Source organism: Stenotrophomonas sp. YJH_SMC_17 (assembly GCF_059371655.1).
The window spans coordinates 686,885-709,981 of the sequence record NZ_JCAFUU010000002.1; the positions used below are offsets into that span (position 1 = coordinate 686,885).

At 67.0% G+C, this 23,097-nt stretch carries 19 protein-coding genes; 12 read left to right on the forward strand and 7 right to left on the reverse strand.

The window, feature by feature from the left end:
- Positions 1-120: 120 nt before the first annotated feature.
- Positions 121-555, reverse strand: a complete 435-nt coding sequence (locus tag AC5P8Z_RS08215) for a hypothetical protein (protein WP_286069056.1) — start codon at positions 553-555, stop codon at positions 121-123.
- Positions 556-635: 80 nt separating this feature from the next.
- Between AC5P8Z_RS08215 and AC5P8Z_RS08220 the strand changes: the two genes are divergently transcribed.
- Positions 636-1,460, forward strand: a complete 825-nt coding sequence (locus tag AC5P8Z_RS08220) for a tRNA threonylcarbamoyladenosine dehydratase (RefSeq protein ID WP_295564954.1) — start codon at positions 636-638, stop codon at positions 1,458-1,460.
- Between the two features lie 64 nt (positions 1,461-1,524).
- Here AC5P8Z_RS08220 and AC5P8Z_RS08225 read toward each other — a convergent pair whose 3' ends face one another.
- Together AC5P8Z_RS08225 and AC5P8Z_RS08230 are read right to left on the reverse strand one after the other, a co-directional pair.
- Positions 1,525-2,298: a TatD family hydrolase gene (locus AC5P8Z_RS08225; RefSeq protein ID WP_295564952.1), complete on the reverse strand. Its 774-nt coding sequence runs from the start codon at positions 2,296-2,298 to the stop codon at positions 1,525-1,527.
- Complete coding sequence (locus tag AC5P8Z_RS08230) at positions 2,295-2,513, reverse strand: DUF6116 family protein (RefSeq protein ID WP_005410285.1); 219 nt, start codon at positions 2,511-2,513, stop codon at positions 2,295-2,297. Before AC5P8Z_RS08230 ends, AC5P8Z_RS08225 begins: the two co-directional genes overlap by 4 nt.
- A gap of 163 nt (positions 2,514-2,676) precedes the next feature.
- Here AC5P8Z_RS08230 and AC5P8Z_RS08235 point away from each other — a divergent pair, with 163 nt between their 5' ends.
- The 11 genes from AC5P8Z_RS08235 (at position 2,677) to AC5P8Z_RS08285 (ending at position 16,285) form a co-directional block, all read left to right on the forward strand.
- The gene (locus tag AC5P8Z_RS08235) at positions 2,677-3,519 is read left to right on the forward strand and encodes a glycine zipper 2TM domain-containing protein (RefSeq protein ID WP_286069050.1); all 843 of its coding nucleotides are present in this window, start codon (positions 2,677-2,679) and stop codon (positions 3,517-3,519) included.
- 124 nt (positions 3,520-3,643) lie between these two features.
- Entirely contained in the window at positions 3,644-4,183 is a 540-nt protein-coding gene (locus AC5P8Z_RS08240) for a GNAT family N-acetyltransferase (RefSeq protein ID WP_295564949.1), read from the forward strand.
- A 164-nt stretch (positions 4,184-4,347) separates the two neighbouring features.
- The gene (locus AC5P8Z_RS08245) at positions 4,348-5,004 is read left to right on the forward strand and encodes a glutathione S-transferase family protein (protein WP_495228714.1); all 657 of its coding nucleotides are present in this window, start codon (positions 4,348-4,350) and stop codon (positions 5,002-5,004) included.
- A 62-nt stretch (positions 5,005-5,066) separates the two neighbouring features.
- Positions 5,067-7,346, forward strand: coding sequence for a transketolase C-terminal domain-containing protein (locus tag AC5P8Z_RS08250; RefSeq protein WP_495228716.1), 2,280 nt, complete (start codon positions 5,067-5,069; stop codon positions 7,344-7,346).
- A 3-nt stretch (positions 7,347-7,349) separates the two neighbouring features.
- Complete coding sequence (asnB, locus tag AC5P8Z_RS08255; protein WP_495228718.1) at positions 7,350-9,293, forward strand: asparagine synthase (glutamine-hydrolyzing); 1,944 nt, start codon at positions 7,350-7,352, stop codon at positions 9,291-9,293.
- A 66-nt stretch (positions 9,294-9,359) separates the two neighbouring features.
- Positions 9,360-9,920, forward strand: a complete 561-nt coding sequence (locus AC5P8Z_RS08260) for an NADPH-dependent FMN reductase (RefSeq protein ID WP_286069045.1) — start codon at positions 9,360-9,362, stop codon at positions 9,918-9,920.
- 288 nt (positions 9,921-10,208) lie between these two features.
- Entirely contained in the window at positions 10,209-11,639 is a 1,431-nt protein-coding gene (locus tag AC5P8Z_RS08265) for a replicative DNA helicase (protein WP_005410278.1), read from the forward strand.
- 170 nt (positions 11,640-11,809) lie between these two features.
- Positions 11,810-14,053: a TonB-dependent receptor family protein gene (locus AC5P8Z_RS08270; protein WP_495228720.1), complete on the forward strand. Its 2,244-nt coding sequence runs from the start codon at positions 11,810-11,812 to the stop codon at positions 14,051-14,053.
- Positions 14,053-15,645, forward strand: coding sequence for an alkaline phosphatase D family protein (locus AC5P8Z_RS08275; RefSeq protein ID WP_495228722.1), 1,593 nt, complete (start codon positions 14,053-14,055; stop codon positions 15,643-15,645). Before AC5P8Z_RS08270 ends, AC5P8Z_RS08275 begins: the two co-directional genes overlap by 1 nt.
- Before the next feature lie 173 nt (positions 15,646-15,818).
- Positions 15,819-16,031 (forward strand): hypothetical protein, encoded by a 213-nt coding sequence (locus AC5P8Z_RS08280; RefSeq protein ID WP_010486834.1) that lies wholly within the window; start codon positions 15,819-15,821, stop codon positions 16,029-16,031.
- Positions 16,028-16,285: a hypothetical protein gene (locus AC5P8Z_RS08285; protein WP_286069040.1), complete on the forward strand. Its 258-nt coding sequence runs from the start codon at positions 16,028-16,030 to the stop codon at positions 16,283-16,285. Before AC5P8Z_RS08280 ends, AC5P8Z_RS08285 begins: the two co-directional genes overlap by 4 nt.
- Positions 16,286-16,434: 149 nt before the next feature.
- On the opposite strand, the gene lpdA is transcribed toward AC5P8Z_RS08285, so the two are convergent.
- The 4 genes from lpdA to AC5P8Z_RS08305 form a co-directional block, all read right to left on the reverse strand.
- The gene (gene lpdA / locus AC5P8Z_RS08290) at positions 16,435-17,871 is read right to left on the reverse strand and encodes a dihydrolipoyl dehydrogenase (RefSeq protein ID WP_010486837.1); all 1,437 of its coding nucleotides are present in this window, start codon (positions 17,869-17,871) and stop codon (positions 16,435-16,437) included.
- Positions 17,872-17,934: 63 nt separating this feature from the next.
- A complete protein-coding gene (gene sucB, locus AC5P8Z_RS08295; protein WP_495228724.1) occupies positions 17,935-19,137 on the reverse strand; it encodes a dihydrolipoyllysine-residue succinyltransferase in 1,203 nt (400 codons plus the stop codon).
- Positions 19,138-19,177: 40 nt separating this feature from the next.
- Positions 19,178-22,009, reverse strand: coding sequence for a 2-oxoglutarate dehydrogenase E1 component (locus AC5P8Z_RS08300; RefSeq protein WP_286069037.1), 2,832 nt, complete (start codon positions 22,007-22,009; stop codon positions 19,178-19,180).
- A gap of 185 nt (positions 22,010-22,194) precedes the next feature.
- Entirely contained in the window at positions 22,195-23,091 is an 897-nt protein-coding gene (locus tag AC5P8Z_RS08305; RefSeq protein WP_495228726.1) for a GNAT family N-acetyltransferase, read from the reverse strand.
- Positions 23,092-23,097: the final 6 nt, after the last annotated feature.

Sequence of the window (23,097 nt, forward strand, 5' to 3'; positions counted from 1 at the left end):
GTGAAGGCGGGTGCGTTGGGTGGTACTGCGTCATGCAGCAGGGTGGACGAATCCTCTCCTTTCGAACGTGAACAACGCGCCAACCGTGCGCGGCTTGCCCGGCTGCAGGATGAATGCGCGTCAGCGGAAGTCCTGGTGGCAGGCACGACAGTCGGCCTGCACGGTTTCCGCCACCTTGGCCAGAGCGGTGCAGTCACTGGGCGGCGCAGCCAGCGCGGCGTTGAGGCTGCCGCGCAGCTGGCTGGCGTGCTGCTGGAACCGGCCGTTGTCCTTCAGCCCGGGAAAGGCCAGGTCGAGGTCGTTGGACAGCAGGCGCAGGGCCTGCAGCCGCGGCACGCTGTCGGCCAGGCTGCAGCGGTTCTGTTGCTGGGCCTGCTGCAGCAGCTGCGATTGCCGCTGCATCACCTGCATCAGGCTGTCCGGGAACGGGTCGCGGCGGGCCTGCAGGGCGCGACCGAGCATGACCGTGGCAACCAGGCCGATCAGCAGGCCCAGGCACAGTACGAACAGGTAGCGTTGGGCAGTGGACGGACGGCGGGGCGGGCTGGCGTTCATGGCGGGCTCTCCGGGCGTGCAACGGTGGGTTCGATGCCGGCGCGCTGTAGGCGCTGGCGCCTGCACGTTAAAATAGGCGGATGAACGAACAGGTCAAACAACGCTTCGCCGGCATCGAACGGCTGTATGGCGTAGGCGCGCTCGAGCGCCTGCAGGGCAGCCGCGTGGCGGTGGTAGGCATGGGCGGGGTTGGCTCGTGGGTGGTGGAAGCACTGGCGCGCTCGGCGGTCGGCCACCTGACCCTGATCGATGCCGATGACATCTGCGTGTCCAACACCAATCGCCAGCTGCCGGCGATGGAAGGCAACTACGGCCGCAACAAGGCCGAGGCGATGGCCGAGCGCTGCCGCGCGATCAATCCGGACATCGGGGTCGATGCCGTGCAGGCGTTCCTGACCATGTCCAACATGGCCGAGCTGCTGGACCGTGGATTCGACCTGGTGATCGATGCCTGCGACAGCTTCCGGGTCAAGGTCGAGACGATCGCGTGGTGCCGTCGCCGCAAGCTGCCGCTGCTGACCGTGGGGGCTGCCGGTGGTCGCACCGATCCGACCCTGGTGCGTATCCGCGATATCTCGCGCACCGAGCACGACGCCATGCTGGCGCTGATCCGCAAGAAGCTGCGCAGCGAATTCAATTTCCCGAAGAACGCCAAGCGCTATTTTGGCGTACCGGCGGTGTACTCGCTGGAAAACGTGAAGTATCCGCAGGCCGATGGCAGCGTCTGCGGCCTCCGTCCGAACCTGGGTGCGGATGCGGCACTGAAACTGGACTGCGGCGCTGGCCTCGGTGCGGCAACCCACATCACCGGCGCGTTCGCGTTCGCTGCGGTGGGCAAGGCGCTGGAAATGCTGCTGGAGCCGAAGAAGGTGAAGGCCGGGGTGGTTGAGGCCAGCGAGGCTTGATGGATCGTGCCGACCGAGGTCGGCACCTACCGGATGTCGTGCCGGCCAGCGGCCGCCACGACGCTCAGATGGCCGGAAGGCCGAACAATCGGCGCGCGTTCTCCGTCGTGGCGTGTGCAACGGATTCAACCTCCATTCCACGCAGTGCGGCCACGTGGCGGGCGATGACCGCCAGCCGGGCCGGTTCGTTGCGCTGGCCGCGGATGCCGGCATCGGGCTGATCCGGTGCATCGGTTTCCAGCAGCAGTTGTTCCAGCGGCATCCCACGCACCAGCCGCTGCAGCCGTTGCGCGCGTTCGTAGGTCAGTGGACCACCGAGGCCGAGCAGGAAGCCCAGCCGGTGCAGTTGCGCGGCCTGCTCCGGGCTGCCGGAAAAGCTGTGCACCACGCCGCGCAGGCCGCCGATGCGACGGATCGCGGCGATCACTGCGTCCACCGCGCGTCGCGCATGCACGATCACCGGCAGCTCGAACTCCCGGGCCAGCTCCAGCTGGGCGATGAAGTACGCCTGCTGCGCCTCTGCATCCAGACCTTCCACGAAAAAATCCAGTCCGCATTCGCCGATCGCACACGGTCGTTCGCGCTCGATCCATTCGCGCAGCAGCGGCAGATGATCGGGCCGGTGCGCGGCCAGGAACATCGGATGCAGGCCGTAGGCCGGGTACAGCCCCGGTGCCTGTCGGCACACCTCGCGCAGCTTCGGCCAGCTGGCGGCAGTGACGGCCGGTACCACCTGCGCGCGCACGCCCGCGGCGCCTGCCCGTTCGATCACCGCCGTGCGGTCGGCATCGAATTCACTGGCATCCAGGTGGCAGTGGCTGTCGACCAGCGGGCTCAACGCTGTTCCAGCGGCGGCGGGGCTGGGACGGTATTGCGGCTCTTCCAGTTGGCCAGCAGCAGGGTACCGAAGCCCAGCACCAGTTCGTCGACGAACGGGATCGGGTCGGGGATGAACAGCGTCAGCACGAACAGGCCGGCGGTGAGCTTGAACAGAGTGGGGTAGCGCAGCCGGCGGGCCCATTGCAGTACCGGCAGCAGCATCGGGTTGGCCATGGCGTGGATCCTCCTGGGGAATATGCAAACGCTACCACGGGCCCAGCATTTCCCCATGCTGAATGGGTTACAGGAATGAGCAGGAAATGTGGAGATTCCGTTCAGGCAGTGCATGCTGCAATCTGGCCCAAGAACGTTGCGGATGGTCCGCAAGGAGCAGGTCATGAAAAGCACAACTACAACTGTCCTGGTCGCAGCGGGCGCGCTGCTGGTCGGTGGCATCGCCACCGCCGCCTTCATGAAGAGCGGCAACACGTCGCCCGACTCCATCAGCGCCGGAACCCCCAATGCTGAATCACGCCTGGTCGGAGGCAATGCCGCAGATGATGGCGCACAGGGTGACAGGCTCGAACCGTCTGCGCCGCGCGGCCTGGAATACGCCGACGTGCTGAAGGTCGACCCGATTACCGAGAAGCAGAAGGCCTACGCCACCGTGATCGGCACCGATGCCGTGCGCGAGACCTCCACCACCCAGACCCCGCACGAGGTCTGCCAGGACGTGACCGTGCAGGAGCGGCTGCCGGAGCGTGACGGCAACGTCGGCGGCACCGTGGTCGGCGCGGTGGTCGGCGGCCTGCTCGGCAACCAGGTCGGCGGTGGCAACGGCAGGAAGGCCGCGACTGCGGCCGGTGCGGTGGCCGGTGGCTTCATCGGCAACCAGATCGACAAGCGCCATGTGGGTGGCCGCGTGGTCAACCGTACCGAGCGCCAGTGCCACACCGAGACGGCGACGTCCGAGTCGAGCCGTGTTACCGGCTACAACGTGACCTACCGCAACGAGGACGGCACCACCGGCACCATGCGCATGGCCAGCAAGCCCGGCAACCGCATCGCCATGGGCACCAATGACGTGGTGAAGGGCTACAACGTGACCTATCGCTACGACGGCGCCGAGAAGACCGTGCGCATGGACAACAAGCCGGCCAGCGATCGCCTGCCGGTGGTCGATGGCCAGCTGGTCACGCAGACCGCTGCTGCCGGCGCCACTGCGGCCACGCGCCAGTAATCCAGAACACCCTGCTGTACCTGGCGGGCCGGCTCATGCCGGCCCGTTTCGTTGTGGGTACGGGTATTCATCCGTGTGGAGGCGGAATCCACCATCATGGTGGCCCCTTCGACATGGAGTCGGCATGAGCATCTTCGACCTGCGCCTCGAAACCGAGCGCCTGATCCTGCGTCCGCTGCGTCGCGAAGACTACGAACCCTACCTGGCGTTCTGCGCCGACGAGGAAACGATGCGCACCCTGGGTGGCGTGCAACCGGCGTCGGTGGCATGGCGTGGTTTCTGCAGCCTGGCCGGCGCCTGGCAGCTGTTCGGCTTCTCGATGTTCAGCGTGATCGAGAAGTCCAGCGGAGACTGGATCGGGCGGATGGGCCCCTGGCAACCGCAGGACTGGCCGGGTACCGAGGTCGGCTGGGGCATCCGTCATGCCAGCTGGGGCCGGGGCTATGCACCGGAAGCGGCGGTTGCCGCCATCGACTGGGCGTTCGACACGCTGGGGTGGGACGAGGTGATCCACACCATCGCCGAGAACAACGACAACTCGCGGGCGGTCGCGCGCAAGCTCGGCAGTACGCTGCTGCGCATGGGTGAATTGCCACCGCCGTACAACGACAAGCCGATGCAGATCTGGGGCCAGTCGCGCGAACAGTGGCGGCAGCGCCGTTGACGGTTGCGGAGCCGAGCCCATGCTCGGCCGCATCTGGCGCACAGCCGCCGAGCGTGGGCTCGGCTCTACAGATTGTCCGCATGCTGCACCCGCGCTTGGCATTCACCGGCGCGCTTGCCAGACTGCGTCCAGCCGGCCGCCGGCCGGATTTGATGGAGAAGGCAATGGTGGAAGCGCGCGTCCCGCTGACGGTGCATGGCATGTCGGTTTCGGGCAATTGCCACAAGGTCAGACTGCTGCTGGAACAGCTTGGCAGCCGCTACCGCTGGGTGGAGGTCGACGGCGCCCACGGCCAGACCCGCACCGCCGAGTTCCTGGCACTGAATCCCAATGCCAAGGTACCGCTGATCGTCCGCGACGATGGCCGCGTGCTGACCGAATCCAACGCGATCCTGTTCTGGTTGGCCGAAGGCACGCCGTACCTGCCCAACGATGGCTGGGAGCGGGCGCAGGCATTGAGCTGGATGTTCTTCGAGCAGTACACGCATGAACCCTGTGTGGCAGTGGCGCGCTTCATCCGCGGCTGGACCGCGCCGGATTCGCCGCGCCGCGCCGAACTGCCGCGCCTGCACGAGCGTGCCGCCACGGCGCTGGCAGTGATGGAGCAGCACCTGCGCCAGGCACAGTGGTTCACTGGCGGCGAGTACGGCATCGCCGATATCGCGCTGTTCGCCTATACCGATGTGGCGGGCGAGGGCGGCATCAGCCTGGAGCCGTTCCCGGAAGTTCGCGCCTGGCTGCAGCGCGTGCGCGAGCAGCCGCGCTTCCTGCCGATGCCGGCAGTGACGGCCGAGGTGCGCGCGCGTTTCGAAGCCGTGTGATCCGAACAGGGTAATGCCGGGGCAGGCCCGCCCGAACGCAACAACGACACGGAGGGTGTTCGATGTTCGCTGAGGTTCCCGATCCGATCCCCGCACGCATGCGCGTGCTCAACCGCGCCGATGTGTGCGATGTCAATTTCCTCGAGGCGGTGCGCGGTTGGCGCGGTACGCCACGCCCGCGACCCGCAGCGGATGCACCGATCCTGCCAGGCAGTACGCTCACCGCGGCGGCGTTCGGTGAACTGTTTGACTCGCAGTTGGCCAGCCGCCAGCTGGACCTGATGGCACGCGTACTGCGCGTGCAGAGCAAGGTCTTCTACACCATCGGTTCCTCCGGCCATGAAGGCAACGCGCTGCTGGCGCGGGCCTGCCGTCATACCGATCCGGCCTTCCTGCACTATCGTTCCGGCGCCTTCATGGCCGAGCGTTCGCGGCAGGTGCCGGGCATCGACCCGCTGCGCGATGCCGCGCTCTCGTTCGCCGCCAGTGCCGAGGATCCGGCCAGCGGTGGCCGCCACAAGGTGTGGGGCAGCAAGCCGTTGTGGGTGCTGCCTCAGACCTCGACGATTGCATCGCACCTGCCCAAGGCGCTGGGCACCGCGCTGGCCATCGAAAGTGGCAAGCGATTGGGGCAGGCGCTGCCGGTTCCGGCCGACAGCATCGTGCTGTGTTCCTTCGGTGATGCCTCGGCCAACCATGCGACTGCGCAGACCGCGTTCAATACCGCGATGTGGTCGGCCTACCAGAAACTGCCGGCGCCGATCCTGTTCGTCTGCGAGGACAACGGCCTGGGCATTTCCGTGAAGACGCCTGATGGCTGGATTGCCGAGCGCTTCAGCCGGCAACCGGGGCTGGACTACTTCTTTGCCGATGGACTGGACCTGGCCATCGGCCACGCGCAGGTACAGGCCGCGGTGGAGCACTGCCGACGCACTCGGCGGCCGACCTTCCTGCATCTGCGCACCACGCGCCTGATGGGCCATGCCGGCACCGACTTCGAAGTGGAGTGGCGCGCGCTGCCGGAGCTGTGTGCAGCCGAAGCCCAGGACCCGCTGCTGCGTTCGGCGCAGATCGCGCTGGAATCGGGCTGGATGGATGCAGCCGCCATCGAGGTCGCGTACGAGACGATGCGCGCGCGCTGCATGGCCGCCGCCGCCGACGCCGAAGGCAGTGCGAAGCTGCAGTCGCTGCAGGAGGTGATGGCGCCGCTCGCACCATACACGCCCGCAGCGGTGCAGGCCGAAGCGCAGCGCGAGGTCGCTGCCGAAGCGCGCGAGTCACTCTATGGCAGTGCCGAGGCATTGCCCGAACGACAGGCGCCGCGGCATCTCGCGATCCAGATCAACCATGGCCTGCAGGAACTGCTGGCCAAGTATCCGCAGAGCCTGTTGTTCGGCGAGGACGTTGCGCAGAAGGGGGGTGTCTACACCGTCACCAAGGATCTGCTGCGCCGCTTCGGGCCGCGCCGGGTGTTCAACACGCTGCTGGACGAGACCATGATCCTGGGCATGGCGCAGGGCCTGGCCAACATGGGCATGCTGCCGATGCCGGAAATCCAGTACCTGGCTTACCTGCACAACGCCATCGACCAGCTGCGTGGCGAGGCCTGTTCGCTGCAGTTCTTCTCCAACGACCAGTACCGCAACCCGATGCTGGTGCGGGTGGCCGGGCTGGGCTACCAGAAGGGTTTCGGCGGCCATTTCCACAACGACAACTCGATCACCGCGCTGCGCGATATCCCCGGGCTGGTGGTCGGCTGCCCATCGCGCGGCGACGATGCCGTGATGATGCTGCGCACGCTCGCGGCGCTGGCCCGGGTGGATGGGCGCGTGGCCGTGTTCCTGGAGCCGATCGCGCTGTACATGAGCAAGGACCTGCACGAACCCGGCGATGGCCAATGGCTGTTCGACTACCCGGCCCAGGGCCAGGCGCTGGTGCCAGGCGAGGGCCGTGTGTACGCGCCGGAGGCTGGCGACCTGGTGGTCTACACCTACGGCAATGGCGTGCCGATGGCGCTGCGTGCGGCGCGGGCCATCGAGCGGCAGCTGGGCTGGCAGGTGCGGGTGATCGACCTGCGCTGGCTGGTGCCGCTGGACGCCGGCTTCATCGCCGGCCAGGCGGCCAGCGCACGGCGGGTGCTGGTGCTGGACGAGGGGCGACACAGTGGCGGGGTGGGCGAGGGCGTGGTCACCGCACTGGTCGAGGCCGGTTTCGGCCACCTGCCGCTGCGCCGGGTCTGCGGTGCCGATACCTATACCCCGCTGGCGGGGGCAGCAATGTTCGGGCTTCCAAGCGACAATGCGGTGATTGGCGCCGCCCTTGAACTGGCGCAGGAACCCTGATGCATGTGTGGATTGGCGGGAATGTTGTTGCCGGCGCCGGTGGCGTCGGCCGAGGTGCTGCAGGCGCAGGTCCTGGCCATGGGCGAGGCGCTGCACCACCGCGGGCCGGATGATGGTGGCTGCTGGGTCGACGCCGCGGCCGGCATCGCGCTGGCCCATCGTCGCCTGAGCATCCTCGACCTGTCGCCGCTGGGGCACCAGCCGATGGCCTCGGCCGATGGCCGTTACGTGATGGCCTACAACGGCGAGGTCTACAACTTCGCTGCCCTGCGTGCCGAACTGGAGCCGCTGGGGCATGCCTTCCGTGGCCATTCGGATACCGAGGTGCTGCTGGCAGCGATCCTGCAGTGGGGTATGGAAGACACCCTGCAGCGCTGCAACGGCATGTTTGCCATCGCCCTGTGGGACCGCCAGCAGCAGTGCCTGTGGCTGGCCCGCGACCGCGTCGGCAAGAAGCCGCTGTACTACGGCTGGGCCGGTGACACGCTGGTGTTCGGCTCGGAACTGAAGGCGCTGTGGCAGCATCCGGCCTTCGACAACGACATCGACCGCGACGCGCTGACCCTGCTGCTGCGGCTGGACTACATCCCGGCACCGCACAGCATCCACCAGCGCTGCTACAAGCTGATGCCAGGCCGCGTACTGCGCCTGGACGCCGAAGCCGTAGCGGCGGGTGCGGCCGCGCACCGTCCGGAGCAGGCGCAGCGCCCGTTCTGGGATGCGCGTGCGCGCATGCAGGCCGCGCTGGCGGCCCCGTTCCAGGGCCGCATCGAGGAGGCCGAGGAACAGCTGGACACGCTGCTGCGCGATGCGGTGGCGCTGCGCATGGTGGCCGACGTGCCGGTGGGCGTGTTCCTGTCCGGCGGTACCGATTCGTCACTGGTGGCCGCGCTGATGCAGGCGCAGAGTGGGCAGCCGGTGCACAGCTTCAGCATCGGCTTCACCGGTTCCGGCCACGACGAGGCGCCGCTGGCCAGGGAACTGGCCACGCATCTGGGTTGCGACCACACCGAGCTGTATGTCAGCGGCGCTGACGCGCTGGCGGTGGTACCGCAGCTGCCGGCGATGTTCGACGAACCCTTCGCCGATGCCTCGCAGGTGCCGACCGCGCTGGTTGCGCGCCTGGCGCGGCAGGGTGTGACAGTGGCCTTGTCCGGTGATGGCGGTGACGAGCTGTTCTTCGGCTACACCCGCTACGTGCGCGCGCTGCGCAACTGGCAGATGCTGGGCCGCGTGCCCGGCCCGCTGCGACGCTGGATGGGGGCGCGCTCGCAGCAGCAGGGCGAGGCCTCGCGGACCGGTGGCCTGGCTGCGCTGCTGGCCGAGTCGGGCGCGCGTGGCATCGGCGACGTGTACCGCAACCGCATCTCGCGCTGGCGCGATCCGGCGGCGGCCGTACCGGGCGCGCAGGCGGCCGGCAGCTTCTACGACCTGGCCGACCCGTTGCACGGTGCCGGCACGCCGGCGGATGCAATGATGCTGGCCGATTACGTGACCTACCTGCCGGATGACCTGCTGTGCAAGGTCGACCGCACCTCGATGGCGGTCAGCCTGGAGGCACGCGCGCCGCTGCTGGACTGGCGCGTGGCCGAGTTCGCCTGGTCGCTGCCGCTGGGCTTCAAGCGCGGCGAAACCACCAGCAAGGTGCTGCTCAAGCGCGTTCTTGGCCGCTACGTGCCGCAGTCGATGGTGCACCGGCCCAAGCGGGGTTTCGGTGCGCCGGTCAGCGACTGGCTGAAGGGCGACCTGCGGCCGTGGGCCGAAGACCTGCTGCAGCCGGCACGCCTGGAGCGCGAAGGCGTGTTGTCGGCGGCGGCGGTGCAGCCGCTGTGGCAGCAGTTCCTGGGTGGCCAGCGCAAGTGGCATACCCACCTGTGGAACGTGCTGATGTTCCAGGCCTGGCAGGCGCATTGGCGGCAGGTGCGGGCCGGCGTGACCGGCGGCTGATCTTCACCGGACGGCACGGGCCCGGCGTCTACGCTGGGCCTCCCGCACCGTGAGGAGTATGACCCGATGTCCGTCCCCACCATCGCCGTGTTCGTCGGTAGCCTGCGCAAGGATTCCTGCAACCGCAAGCTGGCCCATGCGCTGGAGAAGATCGCAGGTGACCGCGCCCGCTTCCAGTACGTGCAGATCGGCGATCTTCCGCTCTACGACCAGGATTTCGATGGCCAGTACCCGTCGCAGGGCACCCGGCTGAAGGATCAGGTGCGTGCCGCCGACGCCGTGCTGTTCGTGACCCCCGAATACAACCGGTCGGTGCCGGGCGTGCTGAAGAACGCCATCGACATCGGCTCGCGCCCCTACGGTGACAGCGCGTTTGCCGGCAAGCCGGCGGCGGTGATCGGCGCCTCCATCGGCCAGATCGGTACCGCCGTGGCCCAGCAGCACCTGCGCAACAGCCTGGCCTTCCTGGACATGCACGTGCTCGGTCAGCCCGAAGCGTTCATCCACTTCAAGGACGGCCTGATCGATGCTGACGGCACGATCCACAACGAGGGCACGCAGAAATTCCTGCAGGGCTACGTGGACCGGTTCCTGGCACTGATCGCGGTGCACGTGAAGGGCGATTGAGATAGGTGGGGTCGGATCCCGGGAGTGGCTGCGACGGGCTCTGACCCCACGTGCCGCTGAGCGCGTCTGAAGAAGCTCCGACCCTGGCCGCCTGATCTGCGATAATGACTCGCTCGGGCGTCGCAACGGCGCCCGTCGCAGGCACTGCGACGCCCCCCGCGCCAGAATGGCCAGGCACCGGCGGATATCCCCCGTTTCTCCACGGCTTATCCACAGGCTTGTCCATGGCTGCCGGGGTCGGCGCATGCCTACACTCGTCCGGCCCACTTTTGCAGGAAACACCGCAGCATGTCCGCTCGTTCCGGCTTCCGTTCCAACCGCAGAGAGCGCGGTGATGGCTTCGATCGCGATCGCGACGAATCGCGTATCGACCAGTTGCGGGTGCCGCCGCATTCGGTGGAGGCCGAGCAGGCGGTGCTGGGTGGCCTGATGCTGGCGCCGGAGGCCTACGACCGGGTCAACGACCAGCTGACCGAAGGTGATTTCTACCGCCGCGACCACCAGATGATCTACCGCGCGATCCGCGAGCTGTCCGAGCGCGAGCGGCCGTTCGACGCGGTGACCCTGGGCGAGTGGTTCGAATCGCAGGGCAAGCTGGAGCTGGTGGGCGATGGCGCGTACCTGATCGAGCTGGCCAGCACCACGCCGTCGGCGGCCAACATCGTGGCCTATGCCGAGATCGTGCGTGACAAGGCGGTGTTGCGGCAGCTGATCCAGGTCGGCACCGACATCGTCAACGACGGCTTCCAGCCGGAGGGCCGTGACAGCAGCGAGCTGCTGGCCTCGGCGGAAAAGAGCGTGTTCGCCATCGCCGAGCAGGGGGCACGCGGACGTACCGACTTCGTGGCCATGCCTGGCGCGCTGAAGGATGCCTTCGAGGAGCTGCGCAACCGCTTCGAGAACGGCGGCAACATCACCGGCCTGCCGACCGGCTACAACGACTTCGATGCGATGACCGCCGGCCTGCAGCCGACCGACCTGATCATCCTTGCCGCGCGCCCGGCGATGGGCAAGACCACGTTCGCACTGAACATCGCCGAGTACGCAGCGATCAAGTCGAAGAAGGGCGTGGCAGTGTTCTCGATGGAAATGTCGGCCTCGCAGCTGGCGATGCGCCTGATCTCCTCCAACGGCCGTATCAACGCGCAGCGCCTGCGTACCGGCCAGCTGGAAGACGAGGACTGGAGCCGCGTCACCAGCGCGATCAAGATGCTGAAGGAAACCAAGATCTTCATCGACGATACGCCGGGCGTGTCGCCGGAAGTGCTGCGTTCCAAGTGCCGTCGCCTCAAGCGCGAACACGACCTGGGCCTGGTGGTGATCGACTACCTGCAGCTGATGAGCGTGCCGGGCAACAGCGAAAACCGCGCAACCGAAATTTCGGAGATCTCGCGTTCGCTGAAGGGCCTGGCCAAGGAACTGCACGTGCCGGTGATCGCGCTGTCGCAGCTCAACCGCTCGCTGGAAACGCGTACCGACAAGCGCCCGGTGATGGCCGACCTTCGCGAATCGGGCGCAATCGAGCAGGATGCGGACATGATCGTCTTCATCTACCGCGACGATTACTACAACAAGGAAAATTCGCCGGACAAGGGCCTGGCCGAGATCATCATCGGCAAGCACCGTGGTGGCCCGACGGGTTCGTGCAAGCTGAAGTTCTTTGGCGAATACACCCGCTTCGACAACCTGGCCCACGACTCGGTCGGTTCGTTCGAGTAACGGTCGTGCCAGCCGCTGGCCGGTATCTCCGGAGCCGGCAGACCAATCGAAACGCCAAACGTCCGTACGTGGCGTGTAAATGACATGTAACGCGACGCTTCTACGATTCCGCCGCTGCTGCCCTTCGACGCCGCCCTTCGGCGTCCAGCGTGCCCAAGGAATCCGCCCCCATGTCGTCCCCCGCTCCGCTCCGCCGCACTCTGCTGGCCTTGCTGGTCTGTGCTTCGCTCCCTTCGCTGGCCACTGCTGAAACCGCCCCCGGCACTGATGCCCAGTCGGCCACCACGCTCGATTCGATTTCGGTGATCGGTCGCGGCGAAGCCCGGCAAGTGCAGCGCGTGACCGCCGAGGACATGAAGGTGCTGCCGCCCGGCGCCAACCCGCTGAAGCTGCTGGCAACCAAGCCGGGCGTGCATTTCGAATCGGCCGATGCCACCGGCGCGTACGAATGGTCCACCACCATCAGCCTGCGTGGCTTCAACCAGAACCGCCTGGGCTACACGCTCGATGGCATTCCGCTGGGCAACATGGCCTACGGCAACAGCAATGGGCTGCACATCAGCCGCGCGGTGATCAGCGAGAACCTGGGCGGTGCCGAAGTCTCCACCGGCATCGGTGCGCTGGGTACGCCGTCCACCAGCAACCTCGGCGGCGTGTTCCAGTTCTATTCGATCGATCCGTCCACCGAGTATGGCGTGGTGCTGTCACAGAGCGTCGGCAGCGACAGTGCGCGCCGCAGCTATGCGCGCCTGGAGACCGGTGAACACCAGGGCTTCGCTGCCTACCTGTCCGGCGTGTACTCCGAAGGCGACAAGTGGAAGGGCAAGGGCTCGCAGGAGCTGAAGCAGTTCAACGGCAAGGCCACCTACAATTTCGGCGCGGACAGCAGGATCACCGCGCTGTTCAACGCCTCGCGCCGCGTCGAGGCCGACTACCAGGACCTGTCGCTGGAGATGATCGATCGCCTCGGCTGGGACTGGGACAACTACGCGCCGGACTGGGATCGCGCGGTGGCCGCCGCACGCGGCACGTTCAGCGGCGGCGTGAACAGCCCGTGGGACGCGTACTACTCCGGTCACGGCCTGCGCAATGACGACCTGTCCAGCATTGCTGGCGATTTCGGCCTGAACGAGTCGATGCGCCTGAAAGTCAACGTCTACAACCACAGCAACCGTGGCCAGGGCCACTGGTTCAGCCCGTCCAATCCATCCAACCCGGGCACCAGCCGCGAGATCCCGATCTCGATCCGCACCACCGAGTATGCGATCGACCGTACGGGCGTGACCTCGGCGTTCACCTGGAACGTCGGTGGCCACGAACTGGAAGCGGGGCTGTGGTACGAAGACAACGGACACAGTGTGCAGCGCAACTTCTACTACATCGACGGCCCGATCACCGACGATTTCTTCCTGCGCAATCCCGACCAGCGCGTGTGGCACCAGCGCTACACCACCATTACCCGGCAGTTCTATGTGCAGGACCGCTTCCGCCTGTTCGATGACCGCCTGACCATCGACATCGGTGCAAAGTCGCCCAACACCCGCACCCGCGTGCGCACGCCGCTGGGCAGCTATGCCAACAACAGCAGCCTGACCTCGAAGAAGGGTTTCCTCCCGCAGGCTGGCTTCAACTTCAAGCTCAACGAAGGCAACGAGATCTTCGGTTCGTTCGCCAAGAACATCGCGGCCTATGCACTGGGCGTGGGCAGCCCGTTCAACGTGCCGCAGGCCGCATTCGATGCCAGCGCCAAGACGCTGAAGCCGGAACAGTCGCGCACCCTCGAGCTGGGCTGGCGCGGCTACGGCCAGGGCTATGAAGCCTCAGTGGCGGTGTACGACGTGAAGTTCGACAACCGCCTGCTGGCCATCGCGCAGTGCGTGGGCATCCTCGGTTGCCCGGCGCTGTTCTCCAACGTCGGTTCGGTGACCAGCCGCGGTGCGGAGGCGACCCTGCAGCTGAAGCCGATGCAGGATCTGACCTGGTCCAACGCGCTGTCCTGGAATGACAGCACCTACGACAACGACTACGTGAACAACGGCGTGGTGCCGACCCGCGGCAAGACGACCGTCGACACCCCGGAGTGGATGTTCGCCAGCACCCTGGCGTGGACCCCGGGCCCGTGGGACCTGCGACTGGCCGCCAACCATGTCGGCAAGCGTTACGTGACCTATACCAACGACGTGTCGGTGCCGAGCTACTGGCTGGTCAACGCCTCGGTGGCCTATGACTTCGGCACGCTCGGCCCGGCGCAGAACCTGACCGTGGCGCTGAACCTGACCAACCTGACCGACAAGCGCTACCTGTCCTCGATCAACACCAACGGCACCTATGCCGCCGACCCGACCCGCAGCCTGGCGACCATGCAGGTCGGCGCGCCGCGGCAGGTGATGGCGACCGCTACCGTGCACTTCTGATGCGCGGGCCTGTCGATCCGGAAAGCCGTCGTCGCCTGCTGCGCATGGCGTGGCAGGGCACGGGAGCGGCGATCGCACTGGCGGCGATGCCGGGGCTGGCCACGGCCGGCCCACGCCCGCGGCTGGGACGTGATCCGTTCACCCTGGGCGTCGCCGCGGGCGATCCGGATCCGCAGGGGGCCGTATTGTGGACGCGGCTGGCGCCGGACCCGCTCAATGGCGGTGGCATGCCGTCGCGGGCGGTGCCGGTGCGCTGGTTCGTGGCCGAAGACCCCGGCATGCGCCGGCTGGTGCAGCGTGGCGTTGCCGCGGCGGTGCCCGAGTTGGCGCATTCGGTACATGTGGAAGTCAACGGCCTGCGCCCCGGCCGTGACTACTACTATCGCTTCGCCTGCGATGGCGATGAGGAAAGCGCGGTCGGCCATTTCCGCACCGCGCCGCTGCTGGACACGCAACTGCAGCAGGTGCGGCTGGCGCTGTGTACCTGTCAGGCGTGGAACAGCGGCTACTACCCGGTGCTGCGTGACATCGCGCAGAGTGATGTCGACCTGGTGCTGCATGCCGGAGACTACCTCTACGAATACAGTCCGCTGCAGAACGCGCGTGGCAGCACGCTGGATGCCGAGCGCTTCAGTGGCGAGACCGTCAGCCTGGAGCGCTATCGCGACCAGTATGCGCTGTACAAGCTCGATCCCGATCTGCAGGCCGCGCACGCCGCACACGCGTTCGCGGTGATCTGGGATGACCACGAAGTGCAGAACGATTACGCCGGCATCCACCCGGAGAAGCCCGGTGTCTCGACGGAGGACTTCATCGTTCGCCGCGCCGCGGCCTACCGCGCGTTCTACGAACACCTGCCGATGCGCAGCACGCCTGCGGGCAATGGTGGGCTGCGCGTGCATCGGCGCCTGCGCTATGGCGATCTGGCACAGCTGACCCTGCTGGACTGCCGCCAGTTCCGCCCGGCCAATCCCTGCGGTGTGGGCGAGTCGCCGCGCTGCGAGGCGGCCCTGGACCCACGCATGAGCATGCTGGGCGCGGGCCAGGAAGCGTGGTTCGCGCAGTCGATGGCGGCCGCACGCGGCTTGCGCTGGAACGTGGTGGTGCAGCAGCTGCTGATGGCGCAGCTGCGGCTGGACGGCGGCACGCCGCGTGAGCGCTTCTGGAACGACGCCTGGGACGGTTATCCCGCCGCACGCAAGCGGCTGCTGCAGGCACTGCAGGCGGGCGGGCAGGGCAATGCGATCGTGCTCGGTGGTGACTGGCATTCCACCTTCGTCAACGACCTGAAGCTGGACTTCGATGCCGCCGGTGCCCCGGTCGTGGCCACCGAATTCATCGCGCCGGCAATCAGCAGTGGCGGCGACGATGCACCCTATGGCCCGTACTACGGCCCGTCGATTCCACAGAATCCGCATATCCGCTACTTCGACGGCGACCGTCGTGGTTGGTGGAAGCTGCAGCTGAACCGGCAGACCGTGGATGCCGAACTGCGCTTCGCCGACAGCGTGCTGCGCGCCGATGCGCCGGTGCGTACCGCAGCGCGCTTCCAGGTGTCCCACGGCCGCCCGGGCGCAGTGCAGCTCCTGTAGAGCCGAGCCCACGCTCGGCTGCTTCTGGAAAGCCGAGCGTAGGCTCGGCTCTACAACGGCGGTGGACCGGTTTCATCGCCCCCAGCCGGGTTTCGTCGCAAACCGTTTGCGGCCGCCGGGGCAGGGCGCCAAGGTGTCCGCAGGCGGCAGGGTGCCGCCGCAAGGAGACCGTGATGAAGACCCTGTTCGCGCTCGGTGTGTGGTGCCTGCTGTTCGTGCTGTGCTGGCCGCTGGCGATCCTCGCCCTGATCGCCTGGCCGTTCGTCTGGCTGCTGAGCCTGCCGTTCCGCTTGGTCGGCATCACCTTTTCGGCGCTGTTCGCCTTCCTGCGCGCGCTGTTCATGCTGCCGGCGCGGTTGCTGGGTGGCCGGGCGGTGGCCGCATGAGGGCTGTGCTGCTGATGGGTCTGGTCCTGTTGCCAGGCCCGGTGCTGGCAACACCGCCCGGGCCACCGTCGGCGTGGCTGGAGCGCCAGCAGGCAGCCGGTGCCGATGAAGCGAATGCTGCGGGGGCGAAGGCTTCGACGGCACCCGAGGCCAAGGAGCGCTGCCGGGTCACGAAGCAATGGAAGGTCGGCGAGACGGTGGTGCAGCACAGGGTCTGCGACGATCCGCCGAAGAGGCCGGCTGGAAAGGTGTAGCGCCGAGCCCATGCTCGGCGGGCTTTGGCAGGGCAGCCGAGCGTGGGCTCGGCGCTACACCGCGCAGCCAACAAAAAACCCCGCCGAGGCGGGGTTTTCTGTTTGCAGGGGGAGGGCCGGCCAGCGGTCGGCACCCGCCCGGATGCAGGTCAGTTCGCCTTGTGGATGGCGCGCTTGCTGACCGCCATCGCCGCGTCGTGGATCACTTCCGACAGCGACGGGTGGGCGTGGCAGATGCGGGCCAGGTCATCGGCCGAGCCGCTGAACTCCATGGTCAGCACGCCTTCGTGCACCAGCTCGGAGACGTTGGCGCCGACCAGGTGCATGCCGAGGATGCGATCGGTTTCGGCATGGGCCAGGATCTTCACGAAGCCTGCCGGCTCGATCATCGCCACCGCACGGCCGTTGGCGGCGAACGGGAAGCTGCCGGCCTTGTACGGAATGCCTTCGGCCTTCAGCTGCGCTTCGGTCTTGCCGACCCACGCCAGTTCCGGCTCGGTGTAGATGACCCACGGGATGGTGTCGAAGTTGACGTGGCCCGGCAGGCCGGCGATCAGCTCAGCCACCGCGATGCCTTCCTCGAAGCCCTTGTGCGCCAGCATCGGGCCGCGCACGCAGTCGCCGACCGCCCAGACGCCGTTGACGCCGGTGTGGCAGTGCGCGTCGACTTCGATCTGGCCGCGCTCGTTGATCTTGACACCGGTGCCTTCAGCCAGCAGGCCCTTGGTGGCGGCGCGACGGCCGACGGCCACCAGCAGCTTGTCCACGGTCAGGGTCTTCTCGCCTTCGCTGTCGGTGTAGGTGACAACGACTTCCTTCTTCTTGCCCTTGCCGGTGATCTCGGTCTTGGAGACCTTGGCACCGAGGCGGATGTCCAGGCCCTGCTTCTTGAATTCCTTGGCAGCGGTCTTGGCCACTTCGGCGTCGGCCACGGCCAGGAACTCCGGCAGTGCTTCCAGGATGGTGACTTCAGCGCCCAGGCGTTTCCACACGCTGCCCAGTTCCAGGCCGATCACGCCGGCGCCGATCACGGCCAGGCGGTTCGGCACTTCGGTGAAGTCCAGGCCGCCGACGTTGTCGACGATGGTCTCGCCGTCGAACTTGGCGAATGGCAGTTCGATCGAATCCGAACCGGCCGCGATGATGACGTTGGTGCCCTTCAGCTCGACGATGGAACCGTCATGCTGGGTGACCTTGACCACGTTGCCCGGCTGCAGCTCGCCGAAGCCGTAATACGCGGCGACCTTGTTGGCCTTGAACAGCATGCCGATGCCGCCGGTGAACTGCTTGACGATCTTGTCCTTGCGGCCAATCATCGCCTCGACGTCGATCTTGGCATCCTTGAAGCTGATGCCGTGGTCGCCAAAGATGTGGCCCATGTTCCAGAACTGGCGCGAGGAATCCAGCAGCGCCTTGGACGGGATGCAGCCCACGCGCAGGCAGGTGCCGCCGAGGGCCGGCTTGCCGTCCTTGCCCAGCGCTGCGTCGATGCAGGCGGTCTTCAGGCCCAGCTGGGCCGCGCGGATGGCAGCGTGGTAACCGGCCGGGCCGGCACCGATGACGACGACGTCGAATTGTTCAGCCATTGAATTATTCCTTGATGCATTACCAGAACCCCTCCGCGCAGGCGCGGAGGGGCGGGAGGTGTCTTACAGGCCGAACAGCATGCGGCCCGGGTTTTCCAGCTGGTTCTTGATGTCCACCAGGAACTGCACCGAATCCTTGCCGTCGATGATGCGGTGGTCATAGGACAGCGCCAGGTACATCATCGGCGCGATCACGACCTGGCCGTTCTGGGCGATCGGACGCTCCTTGATGGCGTGCATGCCCAGGATGGCGCTCTGCGGCGGGTTGATGATCGGGGTCGACAGCAGCGAACCGAAGGTGCCGCCGTTGGTCACGGTGAAGGTGCCGCCCTGCAGTTCGTCCAGGCCCAGCTTGCCGTCACGTGCCTTCTTGGCGTAGTCGGCGACGGTCTTTTCGATGTCGGCGAACGACATGCGCTCGACGTTGCGCAGGACCGGCGTGACCAGGCCCTTCTCGGTCGACACGGCGATCGAGATGTCCGAGTAGCCGTGGTAGATGATGTCGTCGCCGTCGATCGAGGCGTTGACCAGCGGGAAGCGCTGCAGCGCGTTGGCGGCGGCCTTCACGAAGAAGCTCATGAAGCCCAGCTTGATGCCGTGGGCCTTGACGAACTCGTCCTGCAGTTCCTTGCGCGCAGCCGAGACCTTGGACAGGTCGACTTCGTTGAAGGTGGTCAGCATGGCGGTGGAGTTCTTCGACTCCATCAGGCGCTCGGCGATGCGCTTGCGGATGCGGGTCATCGGCACGCGTTCTTCCGGACGTGCACCACCGGCCTTGCCGGCGCCGCCGTTGCGGGCGAAGTTGACGATGTCTTCCTTGGTGACCGCGCCGCGACGGCCGGTGCCGTCGACGTCGGCCGGGTTCACGCCTTCGGTGATGGCGGCGAAACGGGCACCCGGCGGCAGGGCATCGGCGGCCGACTTGGCAGCCGGGGCCGGGGCGGCAGCGGCGGCCGGAGCAGCAGCGGCCGGGGCAGCAGCGGCAGCCGGAGCGGCTTCAGCAGCCGGAGCCGGGGCAGCAGCCACGGCGCCTTCTTCGATGATCGCCACGACCTGGCTGGAGGTCACGGTCGAACCTTCGGCGAACTTGATTTCCTTCAGCACGCCGTCGACCGGCGACGGCACTTCCAGGACGACCTTGTCGGTTTCCAGGTCAAGCAGGTTTTCGTCGCGCTTGACGGCGTCCCCCACCTTCTTGTGCCAGGTGGCGATGGTGCCGTCGGCGACGGATTCGGGCAGTACCGGGGCTTTGACTTCGGTGGCCATTGCGGGAGCTTCCTGGTTTGTCTTCTAAATAGGGGGAGGATTATTCAGCGAACGTGTCGTTGAACGGGTTGACCAGTGCGTCGGCGACCAGCTGCTGCTGTTCGCGGACGTGGTCAGCCATGTGACCGGCAGCCGGCGAAGCCGAGCGTGCGCGACCGGCGTAGTGCAGGTTCTGGCCATCGGCCAGGCAGAACTGCAGGTGGTGGCGGATCTGGTACCACGCACCTTGGTTCTGCGGTTCTTCCTGCGTCCACACCACGTCGGTGGCCTTGCCGTACTTCTTCAGTTCGGCAGCCAGCAGCGCACGCGGGAACGGATACAGCTGCTCCACGCGGATGATCGCCACGTCGTCCTGGCCACGCTTGGTCTGGTCTTCCAGCAGGTCGTAGTAGACCTTGCCCGAGCACAGCACCACCCGCTTGACCTTCTTGGCGTCCGCGTTGGCGTCGCCGATCAGGTGCTGGAACTCGCCGTTGGCCAGTTCGTCGAGGGTCGACACGGCCAGCTTGTGGCGCAGCAGCGACTTGGGCGACATCACCACCAGCGGCTTGCGGGTGGTCAGGTGCTGCTGGCGGCGCAGCATGTGGAAGGCCTGTGCCGGAGTCGACGGCACTACAACCAGCATGTTCTCCAGCGCGCACAGCTGCAGGAAGCGCTCCAGGCGCGCCGAGCTGTGTTCCGGGCCTTGCCCTTCATAGCCATGCGGCAGCAGCAGGGTCAGGCCGGAGATGCGGCCCCACTTGGCTTCACCGGCGGCGATGAACTGGTCGATGACGACCTGGGCGCCGTTGGCGAAGTCGCCGAACTGGCCTTCCCAGATGCAGAGCGTGTTCGGATCGGTGGTGGAGAAGCCGTACTCGTAGGCCATCACCGCTTCTTCGCTCAACAGCGAATCGATGACGGTGGCCTTCTCCGGCGAATCCACCAGCTGCCGCAGCGGCATGTAGTAGTTGTCGGTCTTCTGGTCGTGCAGGATCGCATGGCGATGGGTGAACGTACCGCGGCCGACGTCCTGGCCGACCAGGCGCAGTGCCTTGCCTTCGTCGAGCAGGGTGGCGTAGGCCAGGTTCTCGGCAAAGCCCCAGTCGCCCGGGATCTCGCCGGCGGCCATCCTGCGGCGGTCGTCGTAGACCTTGGCCACGCGCGAGTGCAGCTGCACGTCTTCGGGGATGGTGTTGATCAGCTTGGCCAGCTCGACCAGCTTGTTCTTCTCAACCTTGGTCGAGATCGGATCGGACAGCTTGCCTTCCAGCAGCTTCGGCCAATCGACGAACAGCGGGCTGGTCGGCGGGGTCTTCTCGACCTTGGCCAGTTCGGTGGTCACTTCACCGGCATCCAGCTTCTCGCGGTAGGCATCGACCATCGCCTTGCCGGCGCCGGCGGCGATCACGCCCGCCTTCTCCAGCTGCTCGGCGTACATCTCGCGGGTGGTCGGGTGCTTGCGGATCACCTGGTACATCAGCGGCTGGGTGATCGCCGGTTCGTCGGCCTCGTTGTGGCCCCAACGGCGGTAGCACATCAGGTCGATGACCACGTCCTTGGCGAACTTCTGGCGGAACTCGAAGGCCAGCTGCGCGGCGAACACCACCGCTTCCGGATCATCGCCGTTCACGTGCAGCACCGGGGCGGCGATCATCTTCGCCACGTCGGTGGCATAGCGCGTGGAGCGCGTATCCAGCGGGTTGGAGGTGGTGAAGCCAACCTGGTTGTTGACCACGATGTGCACGGTGCCGCCGACGGCGAAGCCGCGGGCCTGCGACATCTGGAACAGCTCCATGACCACGCCCTGGCCGGAGAAGGCCGCGTCGCCGTGGATCAGGATCGGCATGACCTGCTTGCGCGCGGTGTCCTTGCGGCGCTCCTGGCGCGAACGCACGGAACCCGCCACGACCGGGTCGGCGATTTCCAGGTGCGACGGGTTGAAGGCCAGCGCCAGGTGCACCGGGCCGCCTTCGGTGGCGACGTCGGCAGAGAAGCCCATGTGGTACTTCACGTCGCCGGCAGAAGCGTGCTCGTCGTGCTCGAACTTGCCTTCGAATTCGTCGAACAGCTTGCGCGGGTTCTTGCCCAGGGTGTTGACCAGCACGTTCAGGCGGCCGCGATGGGCCATGCCGATCACCACGTCCTTGACGCCATCCTTGCCGGCGCTGCGGATGATGGTGTCCATCATCGGGATCAGCGAGTCGCCGCCTTCCAGCGAGAAGCGCTTCTGGCCGACGTACTTGGTGTGCAGGTAGCGCTCCAGGCCTTCAGCCGCAGTCAGGCGTTCCAAGGTGCGGCGCTGGGTGTCAGCGTCCAGCTGGTAGTTGCCACCGGCCGCTTCCAGCTTCTTGTAGATCCACTGGCGCTGCTCGACCTCGGAGATGTGCATGAACTCCGCACCGATCGAGCCGGTGTAGGTCGCCTTCAGGCGTGCGAGCAGGTCGCGCAGCTTCATGCGCGGCTGGCCGCCGACGCCGCCGGTGCTGAACTCGCTGTTGAGATCGGCATCGGACAGGCTGTGGAACGGCAGCCCCAGGTCCGGGGTGTTGACCGGCGCGGCCAGGCCCAGCGGGTCCAGGCGGGCGTCCAGGTGGCCGCGCGAGCGGTAGGCGGTGATCAGACGACCGACATTGCGCTCACGCTCGTCGCCCGCACCGTTGCCGGTGCCGGCCTTCAGCGCTTCCTTGGCCGCGTCCGCAATGTGGGAGATGACGGCCGAGTGCGGAATGTCGCCTGCTTCGCGGCCCTTGAAGCCGTCGAAGTAGGTCTTCCATTTGGTATCGACACTGTCCGGGGAGACCAGGTACTGCTCGTACAGGTCCTCGACATAGGAGGCGTTGCCGCCGGCGAGTTGCGAAGATTGCGCAAACTGCTTCAGTTGATTGTCCACGATGGAGGGTGTTGATTCGCTTTGTGGGGTATGGCTTCAGAAGGACCCGGCAGGAAGATGAATAGCCCTGCGCGGGCGCGTTCAAACAGCCAAATTGTACCCCCATCCGGACACGAAGGGGCACCACCACGGGCATCCCGGGTCCCCCGGTGCCGCTTCCAGACAGGTTGAGTGGCGGTGCCCGCTCAGATACCGAGCGCGCGCAGTTCGCTGCAATCGCGCGAACGGTCCCAGACGCGCTGCAATTGCTGCTCGAACGGCTGCGAACGTGCAGGCAGCGCGATGCCGGCCTCGCCGTCAAGGCGATGACCGATCAGACGAAAGTAGAAGTCGCCTGCATCATTGAGCAGGCAGGCCGAGGCCAGCGCACGGTCGACCGGGTCGCTGACCTCGCGGAACTGGATCACACTGGGCAGGCGCTGGGCCAAGGCCAGCAGCGGCGCGCCCGCAGAGGCGATCGCCGCTGCATCGTGCACGATCACCCGCAGCTGCTTGTCGTGGCGGGCGGTGACGAAGCGGCGCAGGGCGGCCTGTACCGGCGCCGCGTCCAGCAGGCCCGGGTCCAGCTGGCGGCTGTGCAGCCACAGCTGGCGGCGGGCGCGGTGGACGATGGCCGTGGTGATGGCCACCGCCTCGGCGCGGCTGTCGATGGCGCTGGCCGCGCCCAGCCGGCGGCGCATCTGCTGGTGGCCGATGCCGGCCTCCTCGAACGCCTCGCCCTCGGGCAGGAAGCCCTGGCGTGCGTAGAAATCACGCGCCGGCAGCTGCGCGTGCAGGTGCAGCTCGGCCAGGCCGAGCCGGCGCCCGGCCTCGACCAGCGCCTCCAGCAGGGCTTCACCGACGCCGCGGCTGCGATGGCTGGCCAGCACCGCCATGCGGCCGATACGGCCATCCGGGGCCAGCCGGCCGGTGCCGACGGGCTGGCCGTCGGCGTCCAAGGCCAGCACGTGGGCACAGACCGGGTCCAGCGCATCACGCTCCAGTTCGGCGGCGATGCCCTGTTCCTGCACGAACACCCGCTGGCGTACCTCGTGGATGGCGACGTGGGCGTCTGCGTGGCTGACCTGCTGGACTCGGATCATGGCAAG